The following is a 25710-nucleotide window of genomic DNA, read 5'->3' as shown; positions in this document are numbered from 1 at the left end:
CACTACACGGAGCGTACCGAGTGTCATCGCGTCCCTACTATGCACCGCACGGCGGGCATCCGCCCCAGACCGAACTGCTGACCGATCGCGCCATGTTCACCGAAGCGTATGCGGTCATTCCGAAAGGCGTGCTGCGCGACATCGTCACGAGCTATCTGCCGTTCTGGGAGCAGACGCGCCTGTGGGTGCTCGCGCGTCCGCTCTCCGGCTTCGCCGAAACGTTTTCGCAGTACATCATGGAAGTGGGGCCCGGCGGCGGCAGCGAGCGCCCGGAACTCGATGAAGCGGCGCAAGGCGTGCTTTTCGTCGTAGAAGGCGAGATCGTGCTGACGCTCGACGGCGTCGAGCACCGGCTCGTGCCTGGCGGCTATGCATACATCGCGCCGCGCGCGAACTGGTCGTTGCGTAATCGCGGTGCGGACTGCGCGCGCTTTCACTGGATTCGTAAGCATTACGAAGAAGTGGAGGGCGTGCCCGCACCCGAGTCGTTCGTGACGAACGAGCGCGACGTCGAGCCGGTTCCCATGCCCGGCACAGAGGGTCGTTGGGTGACGACGCGCTTTGTCGACATGAGCGACATGCGTCACGACATGCACGTCAATATCGTCACGTTCGAGCCGGGCGGCGTGATTCCGTTCGCGGAAACGCATGTGATGGAGCACGGCCTGTACGTGCTGGAAGGCAAGGCCGTCTATCGGCTCAACCAGGACTGGGTCGAGGTCGAAGCCGGCGATTTCATGTGGCTGCGCGCGTTCTGCCCGCAGGCCTGCTATGCGGGCGGGCCGTCGCGCTTCCGGTATCTGCTGTACAAGGATGTGAACCGGCACATGAAGCTCACGCTCGGTGCGGCGGGTGGGAACCGGGGCAAATAGCCACGGCGCGGTTACGTTGCGCTGATCAACGCACCGACCAACGCACCATCGCGGGCAACGATGCGCCCGCCGGCCACCACCAGCTTGCGCGGTGGCCGTGCGACCACGGCATGCGCGACGGTTTCGGCTTCCACCAGCACCAGGTCGGCGCGCGCGCCCGCGTGCAGGCCATAGTCGGCGAAACCGCAGCCGCGCGCGGCGGCCGTGCTCACGCAGTCGAACGCCATCGCCAGCTCGTCGTCGCGGCGCAGATCGTAGCGCATGCCGATCAGCATCGCGCGTTCGAGCATGTCGGGCGTGCCGTACGGCGTCCACGTATCGCGGATGCCATCGTTGCCGCCGAAGATCGTCACGCCCAGTTCGCGGCAGCGCTTGAGCGGCGGAACGGGGCGCGAAGGCGGCGCGCTCGTGAGCAGCGCCACGTCGAGACGCGCGAGGCGCTCCAGCAGCGGCTCGGGCTGCGGCAGCGCGCCGAGACAGAACGCATGGCTTACCACGACCCGCCCTTGCATGCCCGTCGCTTCCACGCGATCGAGCAGCAGTTTCAACGTGAACGCGCCAACTTCGCCAGGCTCGTGAAGATGAATGTCGATGGGCTTGCCGTGACGCACCGCCTGCGCGAAGGTGGCGTCCAGCGAAGCCACGGGATCGCCGTCGATCAAGGCGGGGTCGAGCGCGCCGAGCACGTCGGCGCCGGCCGCGAGCGCGCGCTCAAGCCATTCCTGGGTGCCGGGGCGCACCAGCATGCCCGACTGCGGAAACGCGACGATCTGCATGTCCAGCACGTCGCGCAGCGCGTGGCGCGTTTCGAGCACGCCTTCGAGGTAGCGCAGGCCCGCGTCGGTGTCGATGTCCACATGGGTGCGCAGGCGCGTGGTGCCCGCCGCCACGAACGCGCGCGCAAGCGCGAGCGACTGCACGCCCGCATCGTGCGCCGAGGTCTTGCGCCATGCGCGCTCGTTCTCGATGCGATCGACGAGATTGGGGCCGACTTCGTTGCGATACCAGGCACGGCCCCAGTGGGTTTTGTCGAGGTGGGTATGGCCTTCGACGAAGCCCGGCAGCAGCAGCGCGCCGCCGCCGTCTTCGGTCGCCGCGCCCGGCGGCGGTGTCAGGTTCGGGCCGAGCGCCTCGATGTGACCGTTCGCTATCGAAACGGACACGGCCTCGCCCGTGGGCAGGCGGACATTGGAAAGCAGGAGAGGGCGAGTGGCGGAGGTCATGCCGGTTCCACTGAAATGATCATGGGGTCGCGCAGCGCGCGATGCTTTGCGGCTGCCGAGAAGCGTTGAGGCGCGCCACGACAGGTCGCCGCGGGCACGGTGCCATGTTAGCGGCGACTCGCGGCATGCAGAAGTTAAATGTTCTAATGCATACCAGTGCACAATTGAATACATTGGGGCATTTCGCAGGCGGCGAGACTGCCCGCATTCATGCCGCGCGACGGAAGACGGCATAGGCATTCGACAGACAATTCATCCAATGAAAGGCAACGCGAAAGGACATAGGCCGCTGTTCGATCTGGATCTGCTGCGCGCGATCGTCATGGTGGCGGACTGCGGTTCGTTCACGGCCGCTTCGGCGCGACTGCACTCCACACAGTCGACGGTGAGCCAGAAAGTGCGCCGCCTGGAAGACATGGCCGGGCACAAGCTGCTGGAGCGCGGCAGCCGCGAAGTGCAGCCGACCGACGCGGGCGAGACGCTGCTCGCCTACGCGCGGCGCATGCTGGCGCTCAACGACGAAATGATCGAATCGTTGGCGGGCGCGAGCGTGGGCTTGACGGTGCGCCTGGGCGTGCCGGAGGACTTCGTTGGCGGACCGACGACGCATATGCTCGCGGCGTTCAATCGCAAGCATCCACAGGTGAAGCTCGAAGTGACGAGCGGATTGAGCCGCGACGTCGCCAGCAGCTACGACCGCGGCGATCTCGACATCGCGCTCGTGAAGCAGCGGCGCAACAGCCGCGAAGCGGTGGCGAGCTGGCCGGAGCAACTGCGCTGGATCGACAGCGCGAAGTATCCGTCGATCCTGCTCGATCCGGTTCCTCTGGTCGCCTTCCCGCCGCGCGGGCTCTATCGCGACGACATGACCAATGCGATCGAGGGGCTCGGGCGACGCTGGCGCATGAGCTTCATCAGTTCGAGCCTGAGCGGCATTCAGGCCGCGGTGGCCGACGGCCTTGGTATCAGCCTGCTGCCGGCGCGCTCGGTGACCGCCGAGCACGCCGTTCTGACACAGGAAAGCGGGCTGCCTGCGATCGAGACGATGGACATTGCATTGCTGCACCGGCCCACGGCGGATCAGGTCGTCAAGGAGTTGGCGAAGATGTTGTCGCGCATGCTCGCGACGCCTTGAATTCCATCATCTTTTCCATTGATTCGGATATCGAAGTAATGCCCGGGCGGCGATCAATCCACGTCATCGGTTTGCGCCATGCCTTCAAGGTTCGCCTGCAATGTCATGATGACGCGATGCGCGGCCTCGATTTCCTTCACGGTCAACCCATCGGAGAGGCGGTTGACCCAGGGGCCCTGAAGTTTCATCGCGGCGTTGAAGGCTTGCCTTCCATCGTCGGTCAAAACGACTAGCTGCGCGCGGCGATGGTGCGGGTTCGCCTCGAAACGGACGAGGCCGTCCTGCGCCAGGTCGTTCACGATCCGCTGCACGTTCTGGCGATTGGCTCCCAGATCCCGCGCGATCCATGCCACGGGTTGCGGTTGCTGCGCCGATGCGATGGCGCCGAGCATCTGCCAGCGTGCGCTTGTGAGCCCGAGTCCCGCGACCAGACGATCCCCCGAGGTCAACAGCCCCCCGTTGAGACGGAAGAGATCCATGATGATGCCGGTGAGGTACTCACCGGCGGGTGTTCTCGCTGTCTTGCGCATAGGTCATGATCATTTCAAATTGACATCATCATGTCAATTTACTATAAATCGATCAGGTCAGGTTGAACTCAGTTTGAATATAGGGCCTGCGCACCAAGGAGCGAATCATGTTGCAGTTACGACCCCTCGATCCGTCGTTCCCGATCGAACGTCAGCTTGCTACCGACGCGGCGCCCGCCGTGCTCGTGAACCTCTTCACGCTGGCCGTGGACGATGAGCCGAAGTTCCTCGACGCCTGGCGAAACGACGCGGCGTTCATGAAGCAACAACCCGGGTTTATTTCCGCGCAACTTCATCGCGCACTCGGTGAGAACGCGACGTATCTGAATTACGCGGTATGGGAATCGACGGCGCACTTTCGGGCGGCGTTTTCGCACCCGGCGTTCCGCTCCAGCCTCGCGGCTTATCCTTCCTCGGTGTGCGCGTCACCGCATCTGTTCCGGAAGGCGGGTGTGGAGGGGATTTGTGATGCCTAGAACGCTTCGCTTGATGGGGTGTGCCCCCAAGTAGCGTTTCAGGCGAGGTTGAAGCGGGCGCAATGGCTGCGCCCGCCTGTGTCATTCGAGGTCGCGCGTCTCCAGTTCGAACGATTGACCGCCGTTTTTCTCCAGCACGTTTCGAGCGGCTTTCTCGATGCTCGGACGGTTGGCCTCGAAGGCGCTCAATAGCGCGCGCGCCGACGTGCCGGTGTTGCCGAACCGGTCGTTCAGCGCGTCCAGCGAGACGCTGCACCATACGGGGTGGTTGTCGACGTGTGCCTCGAACGCCACGCGCGCGGCCGCCACGGCGTGGCGGCGGCTCGTAAATTCGATTCTCATCTCGGTCCTCCGTGTGCTTCGTTGGCAAATGGCCAGGGTCCGCTATCAGCGTGAACTGGCCCTGGAAGTGCTCTTGGGGCGGGGCGAATGCCGTCGCGCTATTTCGCCGTGGCCGCGCTCGCCGGCTCGCGGCGCAGCATATCGTCGTCGGTGGGCTTGCGGGGCTTTTTCACGGGCATGGGGTCCGGGTTTGACGCGCTCAGCGCGTCCGAAGCGGAATGCGGCGGTTTCGCCATCGGCGTGGAAGTCTGCGCCCGCGCGCCACCGGCGATGACCGCGGCGATGGCGGCGATGACGGCAGCGGCGCAATGGCAATATCGTATCGCAAGCGCGCGCGGTGCGGGTTCATGAATGCTCCTGTGTTCTGCCCGGGGCCAGCGTAGCGAATTGCGTGCCTGGGCATCGCGGGCATAGCTTATGCGTGCGCGGCGCGCGAGGCTATTTCTTCGCGGCGAACGCATCGCCGATCTGCCGTGCGCGCTTGACCTCGTCGCTGTGCAGGTAAATGGAAGTCGTCGAAACCGACGCGTGGCGCAGGTTGTCGCGCACAGTCGTCAGCTCCGCGCCGCGACCCAGCGCGTGCGTGGCGTGCGTGTGGCGCATCCAGTGCGGGCTCGCGCGGCGCAGCTTTTCGGCGAGGGGCGGGTGGTCGGCCTCGATCGCATCTGCCGCGAGACGGAAGAAGCGCCGCAACACGCCCCATAGCCGCACGCTGCTGATGGCCGCGCCGCTATCGGCATCGAGGTTGCCGATGATCGGTGTTTCCGGGCGCCAGCGCGCCTGCGTGACCGGCAGCCCACGCTCGGCCAGATAGTGCGCGAGCGCCTCCCACGCGAGCGGCGGCAGCGCGACGCGCGCCACCTTGCCGCCTTTGCCCGTCACGCGCAGCCAGTGATCGCCGCGCACATCCGTTTCCACGTGGCCGAGCGTGCCGCCCACCAGTTCGCTCGCACGCAACCCCGTTGCATAGCCGAAGTCGAGCAGGAAACGCAGTCGCTGCGCGGCGGGCGCGGCCCAGCCGTACGACCATTCCAGGCCGTCGGCGATGGTGCGTGTCAACGCCCATTCGCCTTCGGTAAAGGCGTGCGAGGTGTCGAGCACCGACGCAGCGTTGCCGCCGCGCACCTTCACGCCTGCGAACGGATTGGCAAGCACATAGCGCTGCTCGACGAGCCAGCGGAACAGCGCGCCGAGCACCGTCAGCGCATGCGCGACCGAGCGCGCGGCAAGACTGCCGTTGAACGGCCGCCATTCCGGCGACGTGCGCGCCCGCACCGGCCCGACCCAACGGCCGCGCGGCGACGGATGGCGCAGGAACGCGCGATAGGCGAGCGCATCTTCGGTGGTGAGCGAGGATAGCGCGCGGCCGCGTTCGACGATCGCCCAGAGAATCAGGCGCTCGGCCTCCTTGCGGTAGGTGCGCTTCGTGGCGGGCGTTTCATGGAGTGCCAGCCAGGTCTGCACGGCCTCGTAGTCGTTGGAGGCGTCGAGCGTGCAGGTCGCGCGCGGCGCGCGGAACGTGCCTTCGGAGCCGTCCACCTCGTGCGGCAGCTTCAGCGTTTCCCACGGCGCGATGTCGCCGCGCTGGCTCGCCACCACGAGCGCGCGGGCCTTTTCGGTGAGCGCGGGCCAGGCGGCGAAGAACGCCTCGATGGCGCGCGCGCTCGCGGCGCCCAGTCCCGGCACGGCCTTCCACCATTGGCGGCGGCGCGGGATGCGCACCGTGAGGTCGGCGAGGGTGGTGATGCCGTGCGCGTGCAGCACGCGTACGGCGCGCGGGGCGAACCACTGCGCAATTTCATCGGCGATTTGCGGTTCGGGCGCTTTTGCGCCGCGCAAGGCTTCGACGGCCTGCGCCACGGCTTTGGCGTGCTGGATGCGTTCATCCACGGGATGCGCGAGCAGTGCCGCGAGATCGTCGCGATGCGCAGCGCGTGCGATGGCTTGCAAGCGCCGCCGGATGCGGCCGAGCACGCCGCGCGCCGATTTCCCGTCGCCGAGCGCGGCGGGCAGATAACGCGCCACGGCTCGCCTCACCGGCAGTCCTTCATACCAGGCACGCAGCACGGCGAGTTCATCGGCGTCGGGAAAACCGGCCGAGGAGGACGGGGCGGGGGCGGGCAGTGGGATGGGGCGCGATTTCATGGTGGATAGTTTACAACATGAATGAGTGCCTTATGATAATCGGGCTTATCTAAATGGACGCACTATGCGTTGAGTTTTGGAGAATCATGGACTCTGGCTGGTCGCGCTATATGGCGTTGGGCGGGCAGCGGCGAGGCCGAAGGCATTCCTTGCACGATAGGTCTATGGTCTATCGGTTGCGCCGGAGATTGCTGGGACAGTCAATTGCGGGATAGGTAGAGGATAGCCGCGCCGATAATCACGTACTCCACAAACACGCGTTGCCTCCTATGCGCTCAGATGACAAAACGCCCGAAATGGATGCCGTCGAATTTGATCGGCTGTGGAGCCCGATTCATGACTATCCAGCCTGGGGAGTGAAGCAGGGGCACGGGAGCTTTCTCACGCTCGAATTCGGTCAGCCTGAGCTTCGCATTCGCGAACCCGTGGTCGCGCCGCCCGACGCCAGCGCAAAAACAAGAGCGCGATGCGCCCGAAGGCTGGTCACCGTGACGGGCTATTGGCATCTCCGGATATATTGCTGCAATTGGCAAATCACACTCAATGGCACTTTGGCCGCTCATAGTGAATCACCTGACGGCCGTATCGCCTTTGCCGCTTCGCGACTTGACGGGCAAAAGCTGGTCGCTGTGACGCGTGACACCCACGTTGGGGCATGGGCGTTTTCCTTTGATCCTGGCGGCATGCTGCGGACATCGCCATACTGGGATGATCCGACGGTCGAACAGTGGTATCTCTTTGACCGGGGTACTGGCAATGTTCTATCGGTTCGCGCTGACGACTTCGCTTCATATGGCCCTGGTTGCCTTGACCCGCGAGAAGAGAACTGGATTCCGCTGTGGACGGTGCTGCGCCAGGCGCACGATTCATTTCCCGCGGCCGGCAGCGGGCATGTCAAATCATCCGGTGGGGAGCAGGATCCCGTGTAACGGCGAACGGTGGATCAGTTCCACTGTTTCAGTTTCGAACATAAGACTCGACTCCCTCGATTTCAGCCCCTTTGTGTCTTATTCGCGTACGCCAGCCGTCCGGGCCACATCACCTCGGATCAGGCACCGTAGCTCATTGGTTGTCCATACCATTCGCTTCGCTTAAGGAACTGCGCCCAGGTCAAAGCGCCAGGATCGATCTTTCGGCTCCATTCCAGATCGCGCTGGGGGGCGTAGTAGCCGTATTCGACCGCGTACTCAACCATCCCCACCAGTTCACGCACAACGTATTCACTGGTGCCGAATGCGGGGAAGTGCCGCAGCAGCGCGTCGCGCGAGTAGGCCGAGGCATACTGCGCCTTCTGTCCTGCCACGCGGGCGAACGTGTCCACCATTTGCCGCGCGGTCAGGATCTCGCCGATCACGGGCAGGGCCTTGCCTGCGTATTGCTCCGGATGGTCGAATATCTCCAGCACTGCGGGGCCGGCCGCAGTGAGCGGGTCCACGAATGGCATGGGCACGTCCGGCGGCAAGTAGATGGCGAAGGTCAGGCTGCCATCGGCGCCGCGCCGGGGCACGTAGTACTCCAGGAAGTTGCTGTAAAAGAACGCCAGATAGATGAAAGTGCTGCGCAGCGACAGCGTGCGGATATGCGCTTCCACCCGCGCCTTCTCAGTAAAATGCGGCGCCCACTTGCAGCCGCCGGTGCGTTCCTCGACGTTTTCCAGACCGCTCCACACGACATGTTGCACGCCTGCGGCGCACGCCGCATCGGCAAGCTCGCGACCCAGCGCCAGCTCGGGCTGACCAGGGGGCGGCATCGGTGTGGTCGGCGGCGTCATCAGGAAGGCGCCGTGAGAGCCACGCATCGCCGCGGTGAACTCGGCTTGACGACCCAGCTCCAGCGCAACCGTGACGATCTCGGCGCCTTGCTCGGCCAGGTGGCGCATCGGTGCGCTGTCCGCACGCCGGGAGAGCGCACGCACCCGGTAGCGTCCACTGGCCAGCAAAGCCGTAGCCACGCTGCGGCCCTGTTTGCTGGACGCACCGACCACGGTGATCAAAGGTCTTTGTGAGCTGCTGGACATGCGGTTTCTCCGAATATGGGCGAGCAGTTCGCGCTCGCGAATCAGCCCCTAGTCTCGGTCGGTGGCGGGTATCTGTAAAATTGGAATTCTTTTGACCCACTATCCGTTCTATGGATACCACACGTCTGGATCTCAATCTGCTGGTCACGCTGGAAGCCCTGCTGGTGGAGCAGAACGTCACCAGGGCGGCGAGCCGCCTGCACCTGAGTCAGCCGGCGGTGAGCGCGCAGCTAAGCCGCTTGCGCGATCTATTCGACGACCCGCTGCTGATTCCGGCGCAACGAGGCATGACGCCCACGGCCAAGGCGCTGGAGTTGTTGGACCCGCTGCGTCAGGCACTCGACCAGGTCCGCGCCACGGTGTCCCGGCACAGTGATTTCGACCACGAGCGGGCGAGTCTAACGGTGGTCATCGCCTGCACCGACTACCTTCAGGTTGCGCTGGTTCAGCCGCTGGTGCTTCGGTTGCGCAAACTGGCACCCGGCGTGCGCGTGGCACTGCGCAGCCTGGACATCCCGCAGTTGGAGGCGCAGATGGCGCGTGGCGAAGTGGACCTTGCGCTGATGACGCAGAGCGCGGCAGCGCCCCGTCTGCGCACGCGACATCTGTTCGACGAGCGCTATGTGCTGATCGGTCGACACGGCCATCCGGGGCTACGCGAAAGCATCACCGTGGCGCAGTTCGCCCAACTGGAGCACGTCATTGTCTCGTTGCGCGGCGGTGATTTCGTCACGCCGGTAGACGACGTGCTGGCCACGCTGGGACACCGGCGCAACGTGGTGCTATCGGCGTCGTCGTTCCTGTTCCTGCCGGAGATCGTGTCGCAATCGGACTTCGTCGCGCTGGTGCCCCAACGGTTGGTGCGCGATCGCACCAGTCAGTTGCAGATTGTCGAATGCCCGTTTCCAGTGGAAGGATTCGAAGTGGGTATGGTGTGGCACGAGCGTAACCACACCCACAATGGCCAGCGCTGGGTGCGCGAAGCGCTGATAGCGGCTTCAAACTGACCTCGAAGCGTAAGGCTCCGCTCAGTCTGGAACAGGAACATCCATGGATAGGCGCCACGGATCAGGCGGGTGTTGCTGCGGGGCCCAGTGCGGTAGAAGGCCTCACATCGCGATGCCGGCCGCGCGCGAGGTTGGCAACCGGATCGAAGGTCGCGCCACGCGCGCCCACTGGCGCTGGCGAGCGCCAACGCCAGCAGGCGGCAAGCGTTTCAAGCGTCGGCTGCCTGCCAGACCAGCGCAACCGTCTGAAGCACGATCAGCGCGCGGGAAGTGGAGGTCCACACTGACTTTCGAACATTGGGCGCGCACCGCCAGGCACAGACCATCCATAGAAACAGTCCTGCGGCGTAGAGCATCACAACGGCCAGCAACGCGAGTGTGGATACCTCGCGTTGCACACACGTACGCAGGATAAATCCGGCCGCGATGCCATAGGGCAGGCCGAATAGCCACCACACCTTCCATAACCGTTCCTCACCGCGCCATGCCTTCATGAACATGTTGACCTCTGCTGTGTAAGCGGCCCTCGATACTAATCCGATCTCAAAAGAATCCGTTGATACGCTGCCTGATTTTCGTTGTCGGGTTCAGGTAACGCACCATCATGATGAGACAGGCGAGGCGGCACAGGACGGCCATATTCCTGGTCAAAGGACCGAACGGACGGAATAGAAATGAAGGAATGCAGACGATTTGAAGAATGCGATTTCGCGGCGATGCAGATTCGAACCCCGGTTGATGGGCGCTAACGCCTGAGCGTATTCGCGGAAGGAACACAGAGTGAACGAAACGACCGCGCCCCAGCTTCGCCTGAGTCCGGCCGTCTTGCGCCGCATCACAGGCAAAGCCAAGGTACGCCACCGCCATCAAGCTTCCCGATAGGTCCCCTTGGCCCTGGCCGCCTGCGCGGCCAGAAGGTCCATGAGCGGCGGGCTCAGGCAATCGTACGGCTCCAGGCCCTTATCGCGCAGCGTTTGACGCACATCGGCCATCGCTGAAGGCGGCGTGCCGCTCTCGATGATCGAGGAAACAAAGGCCGCGAATCCGGGGCCGTCCCAGCCGGCATCTTTCGAAAGCTCCGTGTGAATGAAGTCGAGACCGTAAAACGCGTGATCCTTGTTCTCGATGCGCCCATAAAGGTGCGTGCCGCACGCCGTGCAGGCGTGCCGCTGGATCACGGCCTTGTCGTCCACGACCTTCAGCTTTTCTCCGTGCGCCGTTACCGTCACCTTGTCGCGCGGTACCACACCCACGACGGAGAACAGCGCGCCCGCGGGCTTCCAGCACTTGGTGCACCCGCAGGCGTGATTGAACGCCACCTGCGAGTCGATGCGCACTTCGACCGGGTCTTGCGCGCACTGGCAACGCAACGTGCCGCCCGCGAAGTTTTCGGCGCCTTTCTGGATGCCGCGGTCAACCGTCGGATGAATAGCTGAGGCCATGGTGTCTCTCCTTCCTTCAGTGTCAGTAATGAACGACTGTCCGGATCGATTTGCCTTCGTGCATCAAGTCGAACGCTTCATTGATGCCTGCGAGCGGCTTCGTGTGCGTCACAAACGGTGCGAGCTGGATCTTGCCTTCCATCGCGTCTTCCACCATGCCCGGCAGCTGCGAGCGGCCCTTCACGCCGCCGAAGGCCGTGCCCAGCCAGCGGCGTCCGGTCACGAGCTGGAAGGGGCGGGTGGAGATTTCCTGACCCGCGCCCGCCACGCCGATGACCACCGACTGTCCCCAGCCGCGATGCGCGCATTCGAGCGCCGCGCGCATCACGTTGACGTTGCCGATGCATTCGAAGCTGTGATCCACGCCCCAGGTCGTCATGTCGACGATGACTTGCTGGATGGGCTTTTCGTGATCCTTGGGGTTGACGCAGTCGGTGGCGCCGAAGGCGCGCGCCAGATCGAACTTGCCGGGGTTGGTGTCGACGGCGATGATGCGGCCCGCCTTGGCAAGCTTCGCGCCCTGGATCACGGCGAGGCCGATGCCGCCCAGCCCGAACACCGCGACGGTATCGCCTTCCTGCACCTTGGCCGTGTTCTTCACCGCGCCGAGACCCGTGGTCACGCCGCAGCCGAGCAGGCACACCTGTTCGGGGTTGGCTTGCGGGTTGATTTTGGCGAGCGACACTTCGGCCACCACGGTGTATTCGCTGAACGTGGAGCAGCCCATGTAGTGATAAATGGGCTGGCCGTTGTAGCTGAAGCGGCTCGTGCCGTCGGGCATGACGCCCTTGCCCTGGGTGGCGCGCACGGACACGCACAGGTTCGTCTTGCCGCTCTTGCAGAACAGGCACTCGCCGCATTCCGCGGTGTAGAGGGGGATGACGTGATCGCCGGGCTTGACGCTCGTCACGCCTTCGCCCACCTCGACGACGATGCCGGCGCCTTCGTGGCCGAGCACGACGGGGAAGAGGCCTTCGGGGTCGTCACCCGAAAGCGTGAAGGCATCGGTATGACACACGCCGGTATGCGTGATCTTCACCAGCACCTCGCCCTTGCGGGGCGGTTCGACGTCGATCTCGACGATTTCGAGGGGCTTGCCCGGCGCAAACGCAACAGCAGCACGTGATTTCATAGCAGTCCTGTTAAAAAGAAGATCGAACAACCCGCTGCGGGTCCGCGCGGTGAACTAGCGCAAATAGGTTCGAATCAGGGTTACGACATCGTCGATCGATCCGGGTGGCGTCTGCTCCGAGTCCGCGAGATGCGAGAACTCTTCGCGCAAATGGCTTTCGAGCACCCCGGCCATCACACCGTTGATCGCCCCCCGTATGGCCGCGAGTTGCTGGAGCACGGGTGCGCATTCGGCGCCTTCCACCAGGGCGCGCTCCAGCGCGTCGAGCTGGCCGCGAACCTTGCGCACGCGCGTCAAGACACGCTTCTTTTCTTCGGGGGAATGGGGCATGACAGGGTCGATTTCCGGATACTGGTTGGCAGTATAGGTCAATACTGGCAGGGAGTATAGGCTTGCGCCATTGAAAATGATGTCGCGAAGGCGTTCAATCGCGCCGGATCGCAGACTGCGGCGGGCTCGACAAGCACAACGCGTGCGCAACGCCACAGGGTTAACCCGCTTCATTACGCCTTGTAGGCATCCACTTCAACGTGCTATCTTTCGCACTGTGTTACCGATAACAAAATGTGTTCCACACAACCGGTAGCGTGCGCAAATCCGCGCCCAAAGCGGGTGCATGCGGCATGCCGCCATTTCGAATCAAACTGGAGGAGACAATGCCCCTCGGAAACGTCGCGCCAGGCGACCTCTCTCGCTCCGAAGGCGCGCACGCCGTGCACATGCCTTCGGCCGCGCAATTGCGCCGCGCCATCGTCACGGGCGCGGTCGGCAGCGCGCTCGAATACTACGACTTCGCGATGTACGGTCTCGCGTCGGCGCTCGTTTTCAATCGCGTCTTTTTCGCGAGCTTCGGCGCCACGGGCGGGTTGCTCGCGAGCTTCGGCGCGTTCGGCGCGGGCTTTCTCGCGCGCCCGCTCGGCGGCCTGTTTTTCGGCTCGCTCGGCGACCGCAAGGGCCGCAAGTTCGTGCTGCTCGCAACCGTGCTGCTCATGGGTATCGCCACGACGCTGATCGGCGCGCTGCCGACCGGCCCCATCGGCGCGGTGATGCTGGTCCTGCTGCGCCTGTTGCAGGGTTTCGGCGCGGGCGCCGAGCAAACCGGCGCGGCCACGCTGATGGCGGAAATCGCACCGGTCAAACGCCGGGGCTATTTCGCGGCGTTGCCGTTCGTCGGCATTTTCACGGGGCTTGCGCTCGCCACGCTCACGTTCAAGGTCCTGCAAATGTCGTTGAGCGAAGCCGACCTGCTCGCATGGGGATGGCGCCTGCCGTTTCTCGGCAGCGTCGTGCTGATCGGCATGGCGATCTGGATTCGCCTCAAGCTCAAGGAAAGCCCCGTATTCGAATCGCTCGAACAAAAGCACGAAGTGATCGGCACGCCGATGCGCCTGATGCTCAAGCAAGGCCGCCGTCCGCTGGTGGCGACGTCGCTCATGCGGCTCGGTGAAACGGGGGCGTCGACCATTTACACGGCGGTCGCCATCGCTTATCTGTCGAATTTCGTTTCGCTCAACCAGCATTTGCCGCGCGCTCAACTCGATGGCGTCGGTACGCGCGCCGTCTTGATCGCCAGCCTCTTGAGCGTCCTCACCACGCCGCTCTTTGGCGCGCTTAGCGACCGTGTCGGGCGCATTCCCGTGTATCGCGTCGGTGCGATTTTCTCGGTGCTGTGGGCCGTGCCGGCCTGGTGGATGATCGGCACCGGCGACGCCACCCTCGTCACGGTCGCGCTCGTGGGCGGCTTCACGTTCGGCGCGCAGAGCATGCTCGGTTCGCAGTGCGCGCACTTCGCCGAATTGTTCGGCAATCGCTACCGTTATTCCGGCGTGGCGCTCTCGCGTGAAATCGGCGCGCTGCTGGCAGGCGGTCTCGCACCGATTCTCGGACTCTGGCTCGTCGGTCTCTCGGGCGGGAAATTCTGGGTGATGGGCGTGTATATGGCCACGCTGTCGCTGCTCACCGTCATCGGCACGCTGCTCTCGACCGAAACGCGCGGTCGCGACCTCACGCGCCTTGACGACGCCGTTGGCGCGAGCAGCCGCTGATCCCGACATCCCAACAATCATCCGTTCCTTCTCTCGCGCACATTGTCATGACTCGACCCGATCTACTCGTCGTCACGCGTTATTCCGATGACGACATGCACGCACTCGCTCAGCACTACACGCTGCACGTTCTTTCCGATGCGGCCGATTCCGCGCGTCTGCTCGACGAAGTGGGGCCGCGCATTCGCGCCCTCGCCACCAACGGCGAAAGCGGGGCGAGCGCGGCGCTGATCGATGCGCTGCCCGCGCTCGAAATCATCGTGTGCTACGGCGTGGGCGTGGATGCGATCGACCTCGAACGCGCGAAGGCGCGGGGCATCCGCGTGACCTATACGCCCGACGTGCTCACCGGCGACGTCGCAGACATGGGCATTGCGCTGTTGCTCGCGCTTGCGCGGCAGATTCCCGCAGCCGATGCCTATGTGCGGCGCGGCGACTGGGGCCGCAAGCCGATTGCGCTCACGCGGCGCGTGTTCGGCCAGCGGCTGGGTATCGTCGGATTGGGGCGGGTAGGGCGCGCGCTCGCGAGGCGCGCGACGGGCTTCGACATGCAGGTGATGTACCACGACCGCATGCACTTCGACGACGTGCCGTATGCGTGGTGCGAGAATCTCGTCGATCTCGCCCGGCAGGTGGATTTTCTGGTCGTTTGCGCGGCCGCCGATCAGGGCACGCGCGCGTTGATCGATGCGCGCGTGCTCGATGCGCTCGGGCCCGACGGCATGCTGGTGAATGTCGCTCGCGGCAGCATTGTCGACGAACCGGTGTTGCTCGATTATCTGCGCGAGCGGCGCATTGCCGGCGCGGCGCTCGACGTGTTCTGGAACGAGCCCGCTATCGATCCCGCCTTCGCTTCGCTCGACAACGTGGTGCTGCAACCGCATCGTTCGAGTGCGACCCTGCAAACACGCGCCGCGATGGCCGAACTCGTGCGGGGCAATCTCGCGGCGTTCTTCGCGGATGCGCCGCTCGTGAGCGAGTATCCGCTCGTGCGCGAAATCGCGGTTGCCTGAAAACACGTCAACCAGCGGCGGCGAGCGGGGATCGTAAGCCATTAACACGGCTCGCTCCTCGCACGTCACCGTCCCAGCCGCCCTCCCAACGATCGCACTCGCGATCGACTTTCCCTTCCTCCCAATCTCCGTGCCGATGGCTTCGATGTCGGCATCGGCAATCGTCCTGCCTCCGCGCGAATTCCTCCGATCGTGACACCGGGTGCTCCGGCGATGAGCCTTTGTCGCAGCCATCCGCAATGGTTTTCAAATAGCTGCAATTGCATCTGACACGCGCGCCCATTTGGATAGCATTTTTAATTGGTTGGAGGCGCGTTGCCGCGCCCGCATAGTGGAATCCTGATGTCTAAAGGCGGCAGCCCGAACGAACCCGATGCGCGCCGCCGACATGCCAAGGAGACACTCATGACAGTGGAATTGCAGGAAAAGCCGCTGCACGCGGATCTCGTAGCCGCGCGCGGCGTCGCTCAGGCAGCCGGTCTGCCGTATGCGGGCAGCGTGACGCCCGAGCAGGCGTGGGCGCTGCACCAGGCGGGCGAGGCGGTGATCGTCGATGTGCGCACGGGCGAGGAACGCAAGTTCGTCGGCCACGTGCCGGACACCTTGCATGTCGCCTGGGCGACCGGCACGAGCTTGACGCGTAACCCGCGCTTCGTGCGCGAGCTGGAGGCAAAGACCGGCAAGGGCGCGGCGGTCGTGCTGCTGTGCCGCAGCGGACACCGCTCGGCACAGGCCGCCGAGGCCGCTGCCAAGGCGGGCTTCGCGCACGTGTTCAACGTCAGCGAAGGCTTCGAAGGCGATCTGGACGAAGCGGGCCATCGCGGCGTGCGCAACGGCTGGCGTTTTCGCGGCCTGCCGTGGGTGCAGGACTAGCGACGGTTCATCCCGCGCGCCGGATCATTCACACGAACAACGAAGAGAGAACGAGCGTGACCGTATTTCATGTGGCCGAGATCGTCGACGCGCTCCAGGGCGTGCGACAACAATGGCGCGAGTTGCAGCGGCGCGCGCTGGAGCCGGGCGGGCGCGACCTGCCCGCGCGCGAGGCGCTGGCCGACGTGATCGAGACGCTCAAGGGCGTGCTGTTCCCCATGCGCCTCGGGCCGCCCGATCTGCGCCAGGAGAGCGAGAATTTTTATGTGGGTCACGCACTCGATGCGGCGCTGCATGCCCTGCTCGCACAAGCGCGGCTCGAACTGCGCTACAAGGCCCGGCACGCCGACTCCGATCGCGGCGAGATCGATGCGCGCGCGCTCGCCGCGGTGCGCGCATTCGCCCAGCGTTTGCCCGCGATTCGCGCGCTGCTCGACACCGACGTGCTCGCCGCCTTCAATGGCGACCCCGCCGCAGGCAGTGTGGACGAGGTGCTGCTCTGCTATCCCGGCGTGCTCGCCATCACGCATCACCGGCTCGCGCACGAGCTCTATCTGCTCGGACTACCGTTGCTCGCGCGCATTATTTCGGAGCTTGCGCACGCGGCCACCGGCATCGACATTCATCCTGGTGCGCGCATTGGCAGCGCATTTTTCATCGACCACGGCACGGGCGTCGTGATCGGCGAGACGGCCGTGATCGGCGAACGGGTTCGCGTGTATCAGGCCGTGACGCTCGGCGCGAAGCGCTTTCCGCGCGACGCCGCCGGCAATCTGGAGAAGGGCCTCGCGCGCCATCCGATCGTCGAGGACGACGTGGTCATTTACGCGGGGGCGACGATACTCGGGCGTGTCACGCTCGGGCGGGGCGCGGTCATCGGCGGCAACGTCTGGTTGACCGAAAGCGTGCCGCCGGGCGCCCACATCACCCAGGCGATCTCGCGCCACGAAACGCGCGCGCCCACGGTGGGACGTTCCGCCGAGGCCGATGCGCCTGCGCCGATCGCGATCGCAGCGGGCGCACCGCGATGAGTGCCATCGTTCACGACTTCGGCGCCACGGTGCGGCGTTTGCGCGAGGCGCATGCGTGGTCGCAGGAACGCCTCGCCGAACATGCGGGACTCAACCGCACCTACGTCGGTGAAATCGAGCGCGGCACAGCCATCGCTTCGATCGTCACCGTGGAAAAGCTCGCGCACGCGCTGGGCGTGAGCATAGGCGAGCTGCTCGTGAGCGGCGCGGTGGGTGTGGCGAACGCCGTGGCGCTGCCGGTCAGTCCGCTGCATCCCTGAGGGCATGTCCTTGTTGTCCTTCATGTCGTTTTATGCCCCTTGACGTCTATAGCCGGTTGAACCGCGCAACAGGGCTTCCCATAATCCGTTGTCTTCATAAGCAAAGCTGTTTTTCTCATAAGTAACCGGAGCCCTCATTCATGTCCACGACTCTGAGCGGCCAGACCGCGCTTGGCGATAACGCCGCGCGGCAACTGGCGAACGCCACCAAGACCGTCCCGCAGCTTTCCACGATCACGCCGCGCTGGCTGACGCATCTGCTGCAATGGGTGCCGGTCGAAGCGGGCATTTATCGTCTGAACCGCGTTAAGGACCCCGAAGCAGTGCGCGCGGCCTGCACGGCGCGTGAAGACGAAGGCACGCTGCCCACGACCTTCGTGCCTTACGAAGAACAGCCGCGCGAGTATTTCCTCAACGCGGTGAGCACGGTGCTCGACGTGCACACGCGCATCTCCGACCTCTACAGCAGCCCGCACGACCAGATCAAGGAGCAACTGCGCCTCACGATCGAGACGATCAAGGAGTTGCAGGAAAGCCAGCTCATCAACAATCCCGACTACGGGCTGCTCGCGAACGTGGAGGAAGATCAGCGCATTTTCCCGCTCACGGGCGCACCCACGCCCGACGATCTCGACGAGTTGCTCACGAAGGTGTGGAAGGAGCCCGCGTTTTTCCTCACGCATCCGCTCGCGATTGCGGCGTTTGGCCGCGAATGCACGCGCCGTGGCGTGCCGCCGCCCACGGTCAGCCTGTTCGGCTCGCAGTTCCTCACGTGGCGCGGCATTCCGCTGATCCCGTCCGACAAGGTGCCGGTTGCCGACGGCAAGACCAAGATCCTGCTGCTGCGCGTGGGCGACAAGCGCCAGGGCGTGGTGGGCCTTTATCAGCCGGGCGTGGCGGGCGAGCAGGGGCCGGGTCTTTCGGTGCGCTTCATGGGGATCAACAATCAGGCGATCGCGTCGTATCTGATCTCGCTGTATTGCTCGCTCGCGGTCCATTCGCCGGACGCGCTGGCAGTTCTCGATGATGTGGAGATCGGCAAGTACCATGACTACCCTGACACCTACCGTTAATCCCACGCCGTTGCCGGGCGGCTTGCCCGACCCCGCAACGCTCGCGCGCCTCGCCAACGAGTTCTTCAGCACGCTGCCGGGCAATGCGGGCGCACCGGGCGTCGCGGCGGGCAGCGGGGCGGTGGGCGGCGTGCCGTCCGCCTTGCCCGCGGCCGCGCCGATCCTCGCCTCGCTCAGCAATCCCGCACCGGCGGGCTCGCCGCTCGCGGGGCCGGGCGGCACGGGCACCGGCGTGCCGGGCTTCGCGCCGCCGCAAGGCAAGGTGGCGGGCGCGAACCTCGCGCCTTCCGCGCCCACGCACGTGCTCGCGCTGGGCAACCGCGCGCCCGCGCTCGCGCCGCATGCCGCGGCGGCCAACGGCCTGCCGGACAATGCGGTGTCGATCGCCCCCGCGCTGGAGCCGCGCGTGGGCGGTGCGTTGCTCGGCGTGCCGCAGGGCCATGCTGCAAGCGAAGCTCCGGTATCGGCCAGCGAGCGCTCGCCGTACTATTTCACGGCACCGGCCGGACACGGCTGGCAGCGCGAACCGCAGGAGATCGTGGTGCCCTCGCACGGCCTCGCCGCCCCCGAGACATTCGGACTGCCAGGCGACGACGCACTGCGCGGGCTGCTCACGCTCAATCGACCGGAATACGGTACGCGCGACAGCTCGGCACGGTATTTCCTCGATGACAAGGAAAACGCTGCGCCGCGCACGCCAGCCGGTGGCGCGCACCCGCCGTTCGACGTCAATGCGGTGCGCCGCGACTTCCCGATCCTTCAGGAACGCGTGAACGGCAAGCCGCTCGTCTGGTTCGACAACGCCGCGACGACGCACAAGCCGCAGGCCGTGATCGATCGCCTCGCGTACTTCTACGCGCACGAGAACTCGAACATCCACCGCGCCGCGCATGCGCTGGCCGCCCGCGCGACCGACGCCTACGAGCACGCGCGCAAGACGGTGCAGCGCTTTATCGGTGCATCGTCGCCCGAGGAAATCGTGTTCGTGCGCGGCACGACCGAGGCGATCAATCTGATCGCCAAGACGTGGGGCGTGCAGAACGTGGGCGAAGGCGACGAGATCATCGTCTCGCACCTGGAGCATCACGCGAACATCGTGCCGTGGCAGCAACTCGCCGCGCTCAAGGGCGCGAAGCTGCGCGTGATTCCCGTCGACGACTCGGGCCAGGTGCTGCTCGACGAGTATCGCAAGCTGCTGAACGACCGCACGAAGATCGTTTCGGTCACGCAGGTGTCGAACGCGCTCGGGACCGTGGTGCCGGTGCGCGAAATCGTGGAACTCGCACATCGGGCGGGCGCGAAAGCGCTCGTTGACGGCGCGCAGTCGATCTCGCACATGCGTGTGGACGTGCAGGCGCTCGACGCCGACTTCTTCGTGTTCTCGGGCCACAAGATCTATGGCCCGACCGGCATCGGCGTGGTGTACGGCAAGCGCGAGGTGCTCGAAGCCATGCCGCCATGGCAGGGCGGCGGCAACATGATCCAGGACGTGACGTTCGAAAAGACCGTGTTCCACGGTGCGCCCGCGCGCTTCGAAGCCGGCACCGGCAATATCGCCGACGCCGTGGGGCTGGGCGCCGCGCTCGATTATGTGAGCCGCATCGGCATCGAGAACATCGCGCGCTACGAGCACGATTTGCTTGCGTACGCAACGAGTGTGCTCGCGCCCGTGCCGGGCGTGCGCCTCGTGGGTACGGCGCGTGACAAGGCGAGCGTGCTCTCGTTCGTGCTGAAGGGCTACACGACCGAGGAGGTGGGGCAGGCGCTGAGCCGGGAAGGCATCGCCGTGCGCGCCGGGCATCACTGCGCCCAGCCGATCTTGCGGCGCTTCGGCCTGGAAGCGACCGTGCGGCCTTCGCTTGCGTTCTACAACACCTGCGACGAGGTCGATGCGCTGGTGTCGGTCGTGCGCGGGCTCGCGCCGCGCCAGTAAGGCCAACGCGGGGCGGCGACGCCCCGCGTCCTTGCGCTTACTGCTTGACGGCAACGGTCTGCTGCGTCGGCAGCAGCGTCCATTGACGCTCGCGCACCACGAGGTCGATGCTCTTCACGCCATCGATGCGGCGCGTGCGCGGATCGAAGGTGGCCTTGCCGAACACCACGCTCGGCACGTCGTGCAGCTTCGGCAAGGCGTCGTGCACGCCCTGGCGGGTCGTGCCGCCCGTGCGCAAGGCATCGGCGGCGATGACAACGGCGTCGTAAGCGAAGGCGTTGAATGCGTCGGGCTCGCGATGGTATTTGGCCTTGAAGCCCTGCACGAAGCGCTGAACCTCCGGGCGCGGGTCGCCGGGGAAGAAGCTCGTGTTCGTCGTCACGCCGTTCACGGCGTCGCCCCCCAGTTCGAGAAACTTCGGCGAATACACCGAACTCGCCGCGACCACCGGCAGGCCGATGCCGCTCTCTCTTGCTTGCCGCGCGATTTGCGCACCGTCGGCGTAATAGGCGATCAGCACCAGCGCGTCGGGGTGCGTGTCGCGCACGCGCACGAGCGTCGCGCGAAAGTCCTTGTCAGTGGGCTGATAACCTTCGGCGGCCACCACTTGCGCGCCGCGCGCATTGGCCGCCTTCACGAACACGTCCTTGCTCGCGCGGCCCCAATCGGTGTTCTGATAGAGCACCGCCACGCGTTTGTAGCCTTGCTTCACGGCGAGATCGGCGAGGAGCGGCTGCGCGTCGGCCTGGCTGACCGACGGGCTCCAGATATAGTCGCCGCCTTTGGTGAAGTCCGGATGCGAATTCGTGAAGCCGAGCTGCACGAGCCCGGCACGCTGATAGATCGGCGACGCCGCCATCGAGGCCGGGCTCGAAAAATCGCCGAGTTCGATCAGGATGCGCGGATCGGAGACGAACTTCTGTGCGATCGTCACGGCCTGGCGCGGGTCGCTCTGGCTGTCCTCGAACACGTAGCGCAGTGGATGACCGTTGATGCCGCCCTCCGCGTTGATCTGGTCGAGCGCGAGATCGAAGCCGGCTTGCCATTGCGCGCCGTACTGCGCGTTCGGTCCCGTGAGCGGTCCGCTCACGCCGAACCAGACCGGCTCGCCTGTCGCCGCCGCCGCGTGTGCGTTCGCACCGAACGCGAGCAGTCCCGCACCGGCCGGCGCGAGCACGAGGGCCGCCGCGAGGCGCGCGAGCAGCTTGCGCCGCACGGCACGAAATGATGTCGTCATCGCTGTGTTTCCTTCTTGTAAGAGTTGAGTGACGCAATGAATGGAAAGGGACGCCGTGACGAGTCTCCAACGCACCCATCGTCTGCACAACCAAGCGATTCAGCTATCGATATGCGCCTCGCGCGTGGCCGCATGCCGCGTCATTCGGGAAACACGGGCTCTCCGAGCGTGAGCATGAGGCGGTTGGCCCACGCGAAGATGGCGATCGCGTGGCTGAGATCGAGTATCTCGGCCTTCGTGAGCCCCGCTTCGCGCAGCGCGTGGAGCGACGCGCCGTTGACTGCCTCGGGCGCGAGCGTCAGGTCGATCGCATAGCGCACGATCGCGCGTTCGCGCGGCGTGGTGCCCGCGGTGCGCGGATCGGCGAAAACCTGTTCGATCACGTCGTCGCGTTTGGCCAGTTGCTGGAAACGCTGTGCATGCACGGAGGCGCAATAAACGCAGCCGTTCACGCGCGAGACCACGGTGCTGGCCAGTTCGCGTTCCGCGCGCGAGAGCCCGCCGGGGGCATACATGATGCTGTTGAACGCCCCCGAGCGGGCGGCGAGCACCGCAGGCTCGTGTACGAGCAGCAGGTAGTAATCGGAGGTTTTCGCTTGCGGATGACTGGCTTCGAGCACGGCGAGTTGTTCGGGCGAAGCGTCTTCGAGCGCGACCGTGTCGAGCCATGCCGACCAGCCGAGCGTTTGCGAGGTGAAACCGTGTGTATGGCTCATGCGAGTTCCTCCAGTGCGCGCAAGGCGGCGACCACGCGCACCTGGTATGCGACGAAAGCGATCAGTTGTGACAGCACGACGATGGCGCGCGTGGAAAGGCCCGCGTTTTGCAGCGCCGCGAGGGCGGCGGGGCCCTGTTCGGCGGTTTGCGCGGGTGCGGTGGTCACCGCGCCCGCGTGGGCGAAAATCGCGGCGAGGCGTGCAGGGGGCGCGCTCAATGTGGCGTTCGCCTCGGTTGTAGTCGATTGCATCAGTGTGTCGAGCAGCGCGGCGGCCTCGACGCCGCTCGCACCCAGCGCGGCGAGACGTGCGCGGTAAGCGCGTGCCGTTGCGTCGGCGCGCGTCAATGTGGCGGCATAAGCCGCTGCCGCGAGGCGTTCGGCAAGCGGGAGATCCTCGGCCTCGGCGTCGAGCAACGCGTCGAGGCTGCCTTGCGTGTGCCGCGTGGCCTCGGCTCGGTGCGCGCGCAAGGCGGCGGTCTCGCCGTGCGCGTCGAGTCCTGCGAGTTGCGCGACGAGGTCGTCGCGCGCGATGGTGGATTCAGTCGATTCGGTTGACATGGTGGTGAGCGCGTCAGAAAGAAGGAGTGGGCGCGGGCGCGTCGGCGTCGGTCCATTCGTCGCCGAGCAGTTCCGCCTTGTCGAACGCTTCCAGCGCCGCGTAGTGGCGTTCGCGGTCCGCGTCGAACAGCATCGAGGCGATGGCGCGCGCGAGCCGCTGCGCGCCGTCGCTGATCGCCGGAATGTCGCCGGCGACCTTGCCGTGCGAGAGACTCGCCGCATGGTTGAAGCAATGAATGCGCGCGAGCGCGGGGCAGGCGCCCGCTTTGCGCTCCTGGAAAGCGAAGCGCCGGTCGAGGTCGGGTGAATTCGCCAGTTCGTCGTCGGGCAGCGAAGCCGGCGGCGAATAGCGTTCGCGCCAGCGCCGCACGTGCGGCGCAATGGCTGCGAACTCGGGGCGCGTGTCGATGTGCGTGTGAAAGCCCGTGGCGAAGGTCACATAGTCCAGTTCGTAGCGACCTTTCGGCGTGCTGAGGATGATCGTTTCGCCTTCCAGCCCGAGCGTTTCGAGCGGACTCGACAGATGAAAGAACGCGTTCGGGTGGCGGGAAACGCGCAGCACGCTGTCACGCGGCGGTGGCGTTTGCGACTGGCCCGCGTAGTGGAGGAAGCGCCATTTCCAGTCGTCGTCGAGATCGGCGAAGCCATGCACGAGGCCGGGACTGCCGATGCCGGTGAGCTTGTTGATCGCGGGCAGCGTGGCGCGCCGAATGAACAGATCCACGCGCGCCGCACCCGCTTCCAGCGCGCACGCGGCATTGTCGAACGCCGAAGCGCCCGCACCGACCACGCCCACGCGCTTGCCGCGCAACGCGGCGAAATCGATGGCATCGGAAGAATGCGCGCGCAGATGGGCCGGCAGGTTCGCAGCTAGCGCGGGCAGCGCCGGGCCGCCGGTGCCTTCGCGGCCCGTGGCCAGCACCACATGGCGTGCGATCACGCGCTCCTGCGCGCCGCCCGTGGAAGCGAGTTCGAGTTCGGGCAACCCGTCCGCGCGCGGGTGCAGCAGCGCGAGCCGCGCGTCGTTGCGCACGGGCAGATCGAGCACGCTCCGATACCAGCGCAAATACGCCATCCATTGCTCGCGCGGAATCTTGTAGAGCGCATCCCACTGCTCGCGCCCGAACTGCGCCTCGTACCACGCACGGAACGTGAGCGCGGGCAACCGGAGCGCGGGGCCCGCCAGTTGTTTGGGCGAACGCAGGGTGAGCATGCGCGCGTGAGTGAGCCACGGTCCTTCAAGACCGGCAGGCGCGGTGTCGAAGGCCTGAACGTTGCCGATGCCCAACAGGCGCAACTCCGCCGCAATGGCGAGACCGGCCATGCCCGCGCCGACAATGGCGACATCGAGCACACGCTGACCATCGATTTCGCGCGGGGGCACCCAGGCGGGCGCGGGCAGGTCGAGCCACGCGAGGTCTTCGCGCAAGCGGGCTTCGAGCGCGGCAAGACCGGTGGCGGTGATATCGGCGTCGTTTGGACGCTCGACGGCGTGCAGGGTGGCGCTCATACGGTCGCTCCTTCGTTGGTGTGAGGCGAGGCAGTCGCCTCGCGGCGGGCGAGCAGCGCGTCATGACGCTGCGCGCCGTGGCGTGTTGCGCCCGGCAGCAGTTCGAGCGAGACGGCCGCCACGGCTTCCACGAACGCCTTCGCATCGTCGCGCGGCGGTCTGCCCGCCGCGCTGAATACGCCGTAGAAGAAGGGAATGTCGACGTCGAGCGCGCGCGTCACCACGCCCGCGACCGGTGTGCCGAACGCGGTGGCGGGATCGACCACGGCGACGGCAAGCCCCGCCTGCGCCGCCATCATCGCGTTGAGCGATGCATTGCTTTCGAGCACGACGTGCGCGCGCTGGCCCGCTGCCTCGAAGGCGCGGTCGATGCCGCGCCGCAGGCGATAGCGGTTCGCGACCGTCGCGAGGCTGCGCGGGGCGAGTTGCGCGAGCGAGAGCGTTGCCGCTTGCGCGAGGGGATCGTCTTCGCGCAGGACGGCTACGCAGGGCGCTTCGATCACGTAATGCAGATCGATATCGCCGTGCGCGAGCGGCAGCGTGGCTATGCCGATGTCGACGGCACGCGAGAGCAGCGCGTCCACGACCTGCTCTGCTGCGGCGCTACGCAAATGCGTGTCGATCGCAAGGCCGCTGCGAGCGAGCGCGCGCGGCACGAGCGCCGCCGCGAGCGCGGGCGTGGCTGCCACGCGCAGCGGCCGCGCTTCGTCGAGACCGATGGCCCGCGCGCTCGCGCGAATCGCGTCGAGCCCGACCAGCGAGCGCTCGACTTCCGCGTAAAGCAGGAAGGCGCGTTGCGTGGGCGTCACGCGCGGCCCCTTGCGATCGAACAGGGCGTAGCCGAGTTCGAGTTCGAGATCCTGAATCGCGCGCGTCACGCTGGGTTGCGAGCGGCCCAGCAAGCGGCCCGCGCCCGTGATGCTGCCGGCTGAAATCACGGCGGAAAAGGCTTCGAGTTGATGCAACTCCATGCGGCGTCCCATTCATGTGGTGTGGGCATTCTAGGGCCGCCTGTATGCGCGATTCTTATAATAAATCGAGCTTTCCAAATGAACGTTCGACAAATGATGGAGACGTAGCCGCGTTTTCCGCACGCCATTCACGCTGCGCGAAAAGCGCGCAAAGTGCCGCACGGCAA

At 65.7% G+C, this 25710-nt stretch carries 27 protein-coding genes; 13 read left to right on the top strand and 14 right to left on the bottom strand.

What is annotated here, in order from left to right; genetic code table 11:
• Positions 1-20: 20 nt before the first annotated feature.
• Positions 21-872: a bifunctional allantoicase/(S)-ureidoglycine aminohydrolase gene (locus C7402_RS28650; protein WP_116613006.1), complete on the top strand. Its 852-nt coding sequence runs from the start codon at positions 21-23 to the stop codon at positions 870-872.
• 11 nt (positions 873-883) lie between these two features.
• On the opposite strand, the gene C7402_RS28645 is transcribed toward C7402_RS28650, so the two are convergent.
• Positions 884-2095, bottom strand: coding sequence for an amidohydrolase family protein (locus C7402_RS28645; protein ID WP_116613005.1), 1212 nt, complete (start codon positions 2093-2095; stop codon positions 884-886).
• A 259-nt stretch (positions 2096-2354) separates the two neighbouring features.
• On the opposite strand from C7402_RS28645, the gene C7402_RS28640 reads away from it, so the two are divergent.
• Positions 2355-3230 carry a LysR family transcriptional regulator gene (locus C7402_RS28640; protein ID WP_116613004.1) on the top strand — a complete coding sequence of 292 codons (876 nt, stop codon included), beginning with the start codon at positions 2355-2357 and terminating at the stop codon, positions 3228-3230.
• 53 nt (positions 3231-3283) lie between these two features.
• Here C7402_RS28640 and C7402_RS28635 read toward each other — a convergent pair whose 3' ends face one another.
• On the bottom strand, positions 3284-3760 hold the full coding sequence (locus C7402_RS28635) for a MarR family winged helix-turn-helix transcriptional regulator (RefSeq protein ID WP_116613003.1): 477 nt from the start codon (positions 3758-3760) through the stop codon (positions 3284-3286).
• A gap of 107 nt (positions 3761-3867) precedes the next feature.
• Between C7402_RS28635 and C7402_RS28630 the strand changes: the two genes are divergently transcribed.
• Positions 3868-4236, top strand: coding sequence for an antibiotic biosynthesis monooxygenase family protein (locus C7402_RS28630; protein ID WP_112176484.1), 369 nt, complete (start codon positions 3868-3870; stop codon positions 4234-4236).
• Between the two features lie 81 nt (positions 4237-4317).
• On the opposite strand, the gene C7402_RS28625 is transcribed toward C7402_RS28630, so the two are convergent.
• On the bottom strand, positions 4318-4578 hold the full coding sequence (locus C7402_RS28625; RefSeq protein WP_112176486.1) for a DUF1488 family protein: 261 nt from the start codon (positions 4576-4578) through the stop codon (positions 4318-4320).
• Positions 4579-4665: 87 nt separating this feature from the next.
• On the opposite strand from C7402_RS28625, the gene C7402_RS47115 reads away from it, so the two are divergent.
• Positions 4666-4929, top strand: a complete 264-nt coding sequence (locus tag C7402_RS47115; RefSeq protein ID WP_165842016.1) for a hypothetical protein — start codon at positions 4666-4668, stop codon at positions 4927-4929.
• Between the two features lie 87 nt (positions 4930-5016).
• Here C7402_RS47115 and C7402_RS28615 read toward each other — a convergent pair whose 3' ends face one another.
• Complete coding sequence (locus C7402_RS28615; RefSeq protein WP_116613002.1) at positions 5017-6723, bottom strand: site-specific integrase; 1707 nt, start codon at positions 6721-6723, stop codon at positions 5017-5019.
• A 296-nt stretch (positions 6724-7019) separates the two neighbouring features.
• Here C7402_RS28615 and C7402_RS46435 point away from each other — a divergent pair, with 296 nt between their 5' ends.
• Positions 7020-7652 carry a hypothetical protein gene (locus C7402_RS46435; protein ID WP_133254569.1) on the top strand — a complete coding sequence of 211 codons (633 nt, stop codon included), beginning with the start codon at positions 7020-7022 and terminating at the stop codon, positions 7650-7652.
• 119 nt (positions 7653-7771) lie between these two features.
• Here the strand turns inward: C7402_RS46435 and C7402_RS28610 are convergent, their stop codons facing one another.
• A complete protein-coding gene (locus C7402_RS28610; protein WP_116613001.1) occupies positions 7772-8740 on the bottom strand; it encodes an NmrA/HSCARG family protein in 969 nt (322 codons plus the stop codon).
• Between the two features lie 110 nt (positions 8741-8850).
• Here C7402_RS28610 and C7402_RS28605 point away from each other — a divergent pair, with 110 nt between their 5' ends.
• On the top strand, positions 8851-9747 hold the full coding sequence (locus C7402_RS28605) for a LysR family transcriptional regulator (protein ID WP_116613000.1): 897 nt from the start codon (positions 8851-8853) through the stop codon (positions 9745-9747).
• A 209-nt stretch (positions 9748-9956) separates the two neighbouring features.
• Here C7402_RS28605 and C7402_RS28600 read toward each other — a convergent pair whose 3' ends face one another.
• From C7402_RS28600 to frmR, 4 genes are all read right to left on the bottom strand, one after another.
• Positions 9957-10247, bottom strand: coding sequence for a hypothetical protein (locus tag C7402_RS28600; protein ID WP_112176493.1), 291 nt, complete (start codon positions 10245-10247; stop codon positions 9957-9959).
• A gap of 366 nt (positions 10248-10613) precedes the next feature.
• On the bottom strand, positions 10614-11189 hold the full coding sequence (gene gfa, locus C7402_RS28595) for an S-(hydroxymethyl)glutathione synthase (RefSeq protein WP_116612999.1): 576 nt from the start codon (positions 11187-11189) through the stop codon (positions 10614-10616).
• A gap of 22 nt (positions 11190-11211) precedes the next feature.
• Complete coding sequence (locus C7402_RS28590; RefSeq protein WP_116612998.1) at positions 11212-12321, bottom strand: S-(hydroxymethyl)glutathione dehydrogenase/class III alcohol dehydrogenase; 1110 nt, start codon at positions 12319-12321, stop codon at positions 11212-11214.
• A gap of 54 nt (positions 12322-12375) precedes the next feature.
• Positions 12376-12651 (bottom strand): formaldehyde-responsive transcriptional repressor FrmR, encoded by a 276-nt coding sequence (gene frmR / locus C7402_RS28585; protein ID WP_112176622.1) that lies wholly within the window; start codon positions 12649-12651, stop codon positions 12376-12378.
• Between the two features lie 326 nt (positions 12652-12977).
• Between frmR and C7402_RS28580 the strand changes: the two genes are divergently transcribed.
• From C7402_RS28580 to C7402_RS28550, 7 genes are all read left to right on the top strand, one after another.
• The gene (locus tag C7402_RS28580) at positions 12978-14366 is read left to right on the top strand and encodes an MFS transporter (protein WP_112176498.1); all 1389 of its coding nucleotides are present in this window, start codon (positions 12978-12980) and stop codon (positions 14364-14366) included.
• Between the two features lie 47 nt (positions 14367-14413).
• Entirely contained in the window at positions 14414-15379 is a 966-nt protein-coding gene (locus C7402_RS28575; RefSeq protein WP_116612997.1) for a 2-hydroxyacid dehydrogenase, read from the top strand.
• A gap of 405 nt (positions 15380-15784) precedes the next feature.
• Positions 15785-16252, top strand: coding sequence for a rhodanese-like domain-containing protein (locus C7402_RS28570; RefSeq protein WP_116612996.1), 468 nt, complete (start codon positions 15785-15787; stop codon positions 16250-16252).
• Positions 16253-16308: 56 nt separating this feature from the next.
• Entirely contained in the window at positions 16309-17283 is a 975-nt protein-coding gene (gene epsC / locus C7402_RS28565) for a serine O-acetyltransferase EpsC (RefSeq protein WP_116612995.1), read from the top strand.
• Entirely contained in the window at positions 17280-17543 is a 264-nt protein-coding gene (locus C7402_RS28560; RefSeq protein ID WP_112176506.1) for a helix-turn-helix domain-containing protein, read from the top strand. Before epsC ends, C7402_RS28560 begins: the two co-directional genes overlap by 4 nt.
• Positions 17544-17683: 140 nt before the next feature.
• The gene (locus C7402_RS28555; RefSeq protein ID WP_110382762.1) at positions 17684-18616 is read left to right on the top strand and encodes a family 2A encapsulin nanocompartment shell protein; all 933 of its coding nucleotides are present in this window, start codon (positions 17684-17686) and stop codon (positions 18614-18616) included.
• A complete protein-coding gene (locus C7402_RS28550; protein WP_244314963.1) occupies positions 18591-20549 on the top strand; it encodes a family 2A encapsulin nanocompartment cargo protein cysteine desulfurase in 1959 nt (652 codons plus the stop codon). The genes C7402_RS28555 and C7402_RS28550 overlap by 26 nt, the downstream gene beginning before the upstream one ends.
• A gap of 37 nt (positions 20550-20586) precedes the next feature.
• On the opposite strand, the gene C7402_RS28545 is transcribed toward C7402_RS28550, so the two are convergent.
• The 5 genes from C7402_RS28545 to C7402_RS28525 all read right to left on the bottom strand — a co-directional run bounded on the left by C7402_RS28545 (position 20587) and on the right by C7402_RS28525 (position 25543).
• A complete protein-coding gene (locus C7402_RS28545) occupies positions 20587-21786 on the bottom strand; it encodes an ABC transporter substrate-binding protein (RefSeq protein ID WP_112176510.1) in 1200 nt (399 codons plus the stop codon).
• A 140-nt stretch (positions 21787-21926) separates the two neighbouring features.
• On the bottom strand, positions 21927-22502 hold the full coding sequence (locus C7402_RS28540; protein WP_112176512.1) for a peroxidase-related enzyme: 576 nt from the start codon (positions 22500-22502) through the stop codon (positions 21927-21929).
• A complete protein-coding gene (locus C7402_RS28535) occupies positions 22499-23062 on the bottom strand; it encodes a hypothetical protein (RefSeq protein ID WP_116612993.1) in 564 nt (187 codons plus the stop codon). The genes C7402_RS28540 and C7402_RS28535 overlap by 4 nt, the downstream gene beginning before the upstream one ends.
• Before the next feature lie 13 nt (positions 23063-23075).
• Positions 23076-24572 (bottom strand): SidA/IucD/PvdA family monooxygenase, encoded by a 1497-nt coding sequence (locus tag C7402_RS28530; protein ID WP_116612992.1) that lies wholly within the window; start codon positions 24570-24572, stop codon positions 23076-23078.
• Positions 24569-25543, bottom strand: coding sequence for a LysR family transcriptional regulator (locus C7402_RS28525; RefSeq protein ID WP_112176518.1), 975 nt, complete (start codon positions 25541-25543; stop codon positions 24569-24571). The genes C7402_RS28530 and C7402_RS28525 overlap by 4 nt, the downstream gene beginning before the upstream one ends.
• Between the last annotated feature and the right edge of the window lie 167 nt (positions 25544-25710).

Source organism: Paraburkholderia unamae (assembly GCF_003096875.1).
GTDB lineage: Bacteria > Pseudomonadota > Gammaproteobacteria > Burkholderiales > Burkholderiaceae > Paraburkholderia > Paraburkholderia unamae.
Note: the sequence above shows the minus strand (reverse complement) of the source record. Positions and strands in the feature narration are given on the sequence as shown.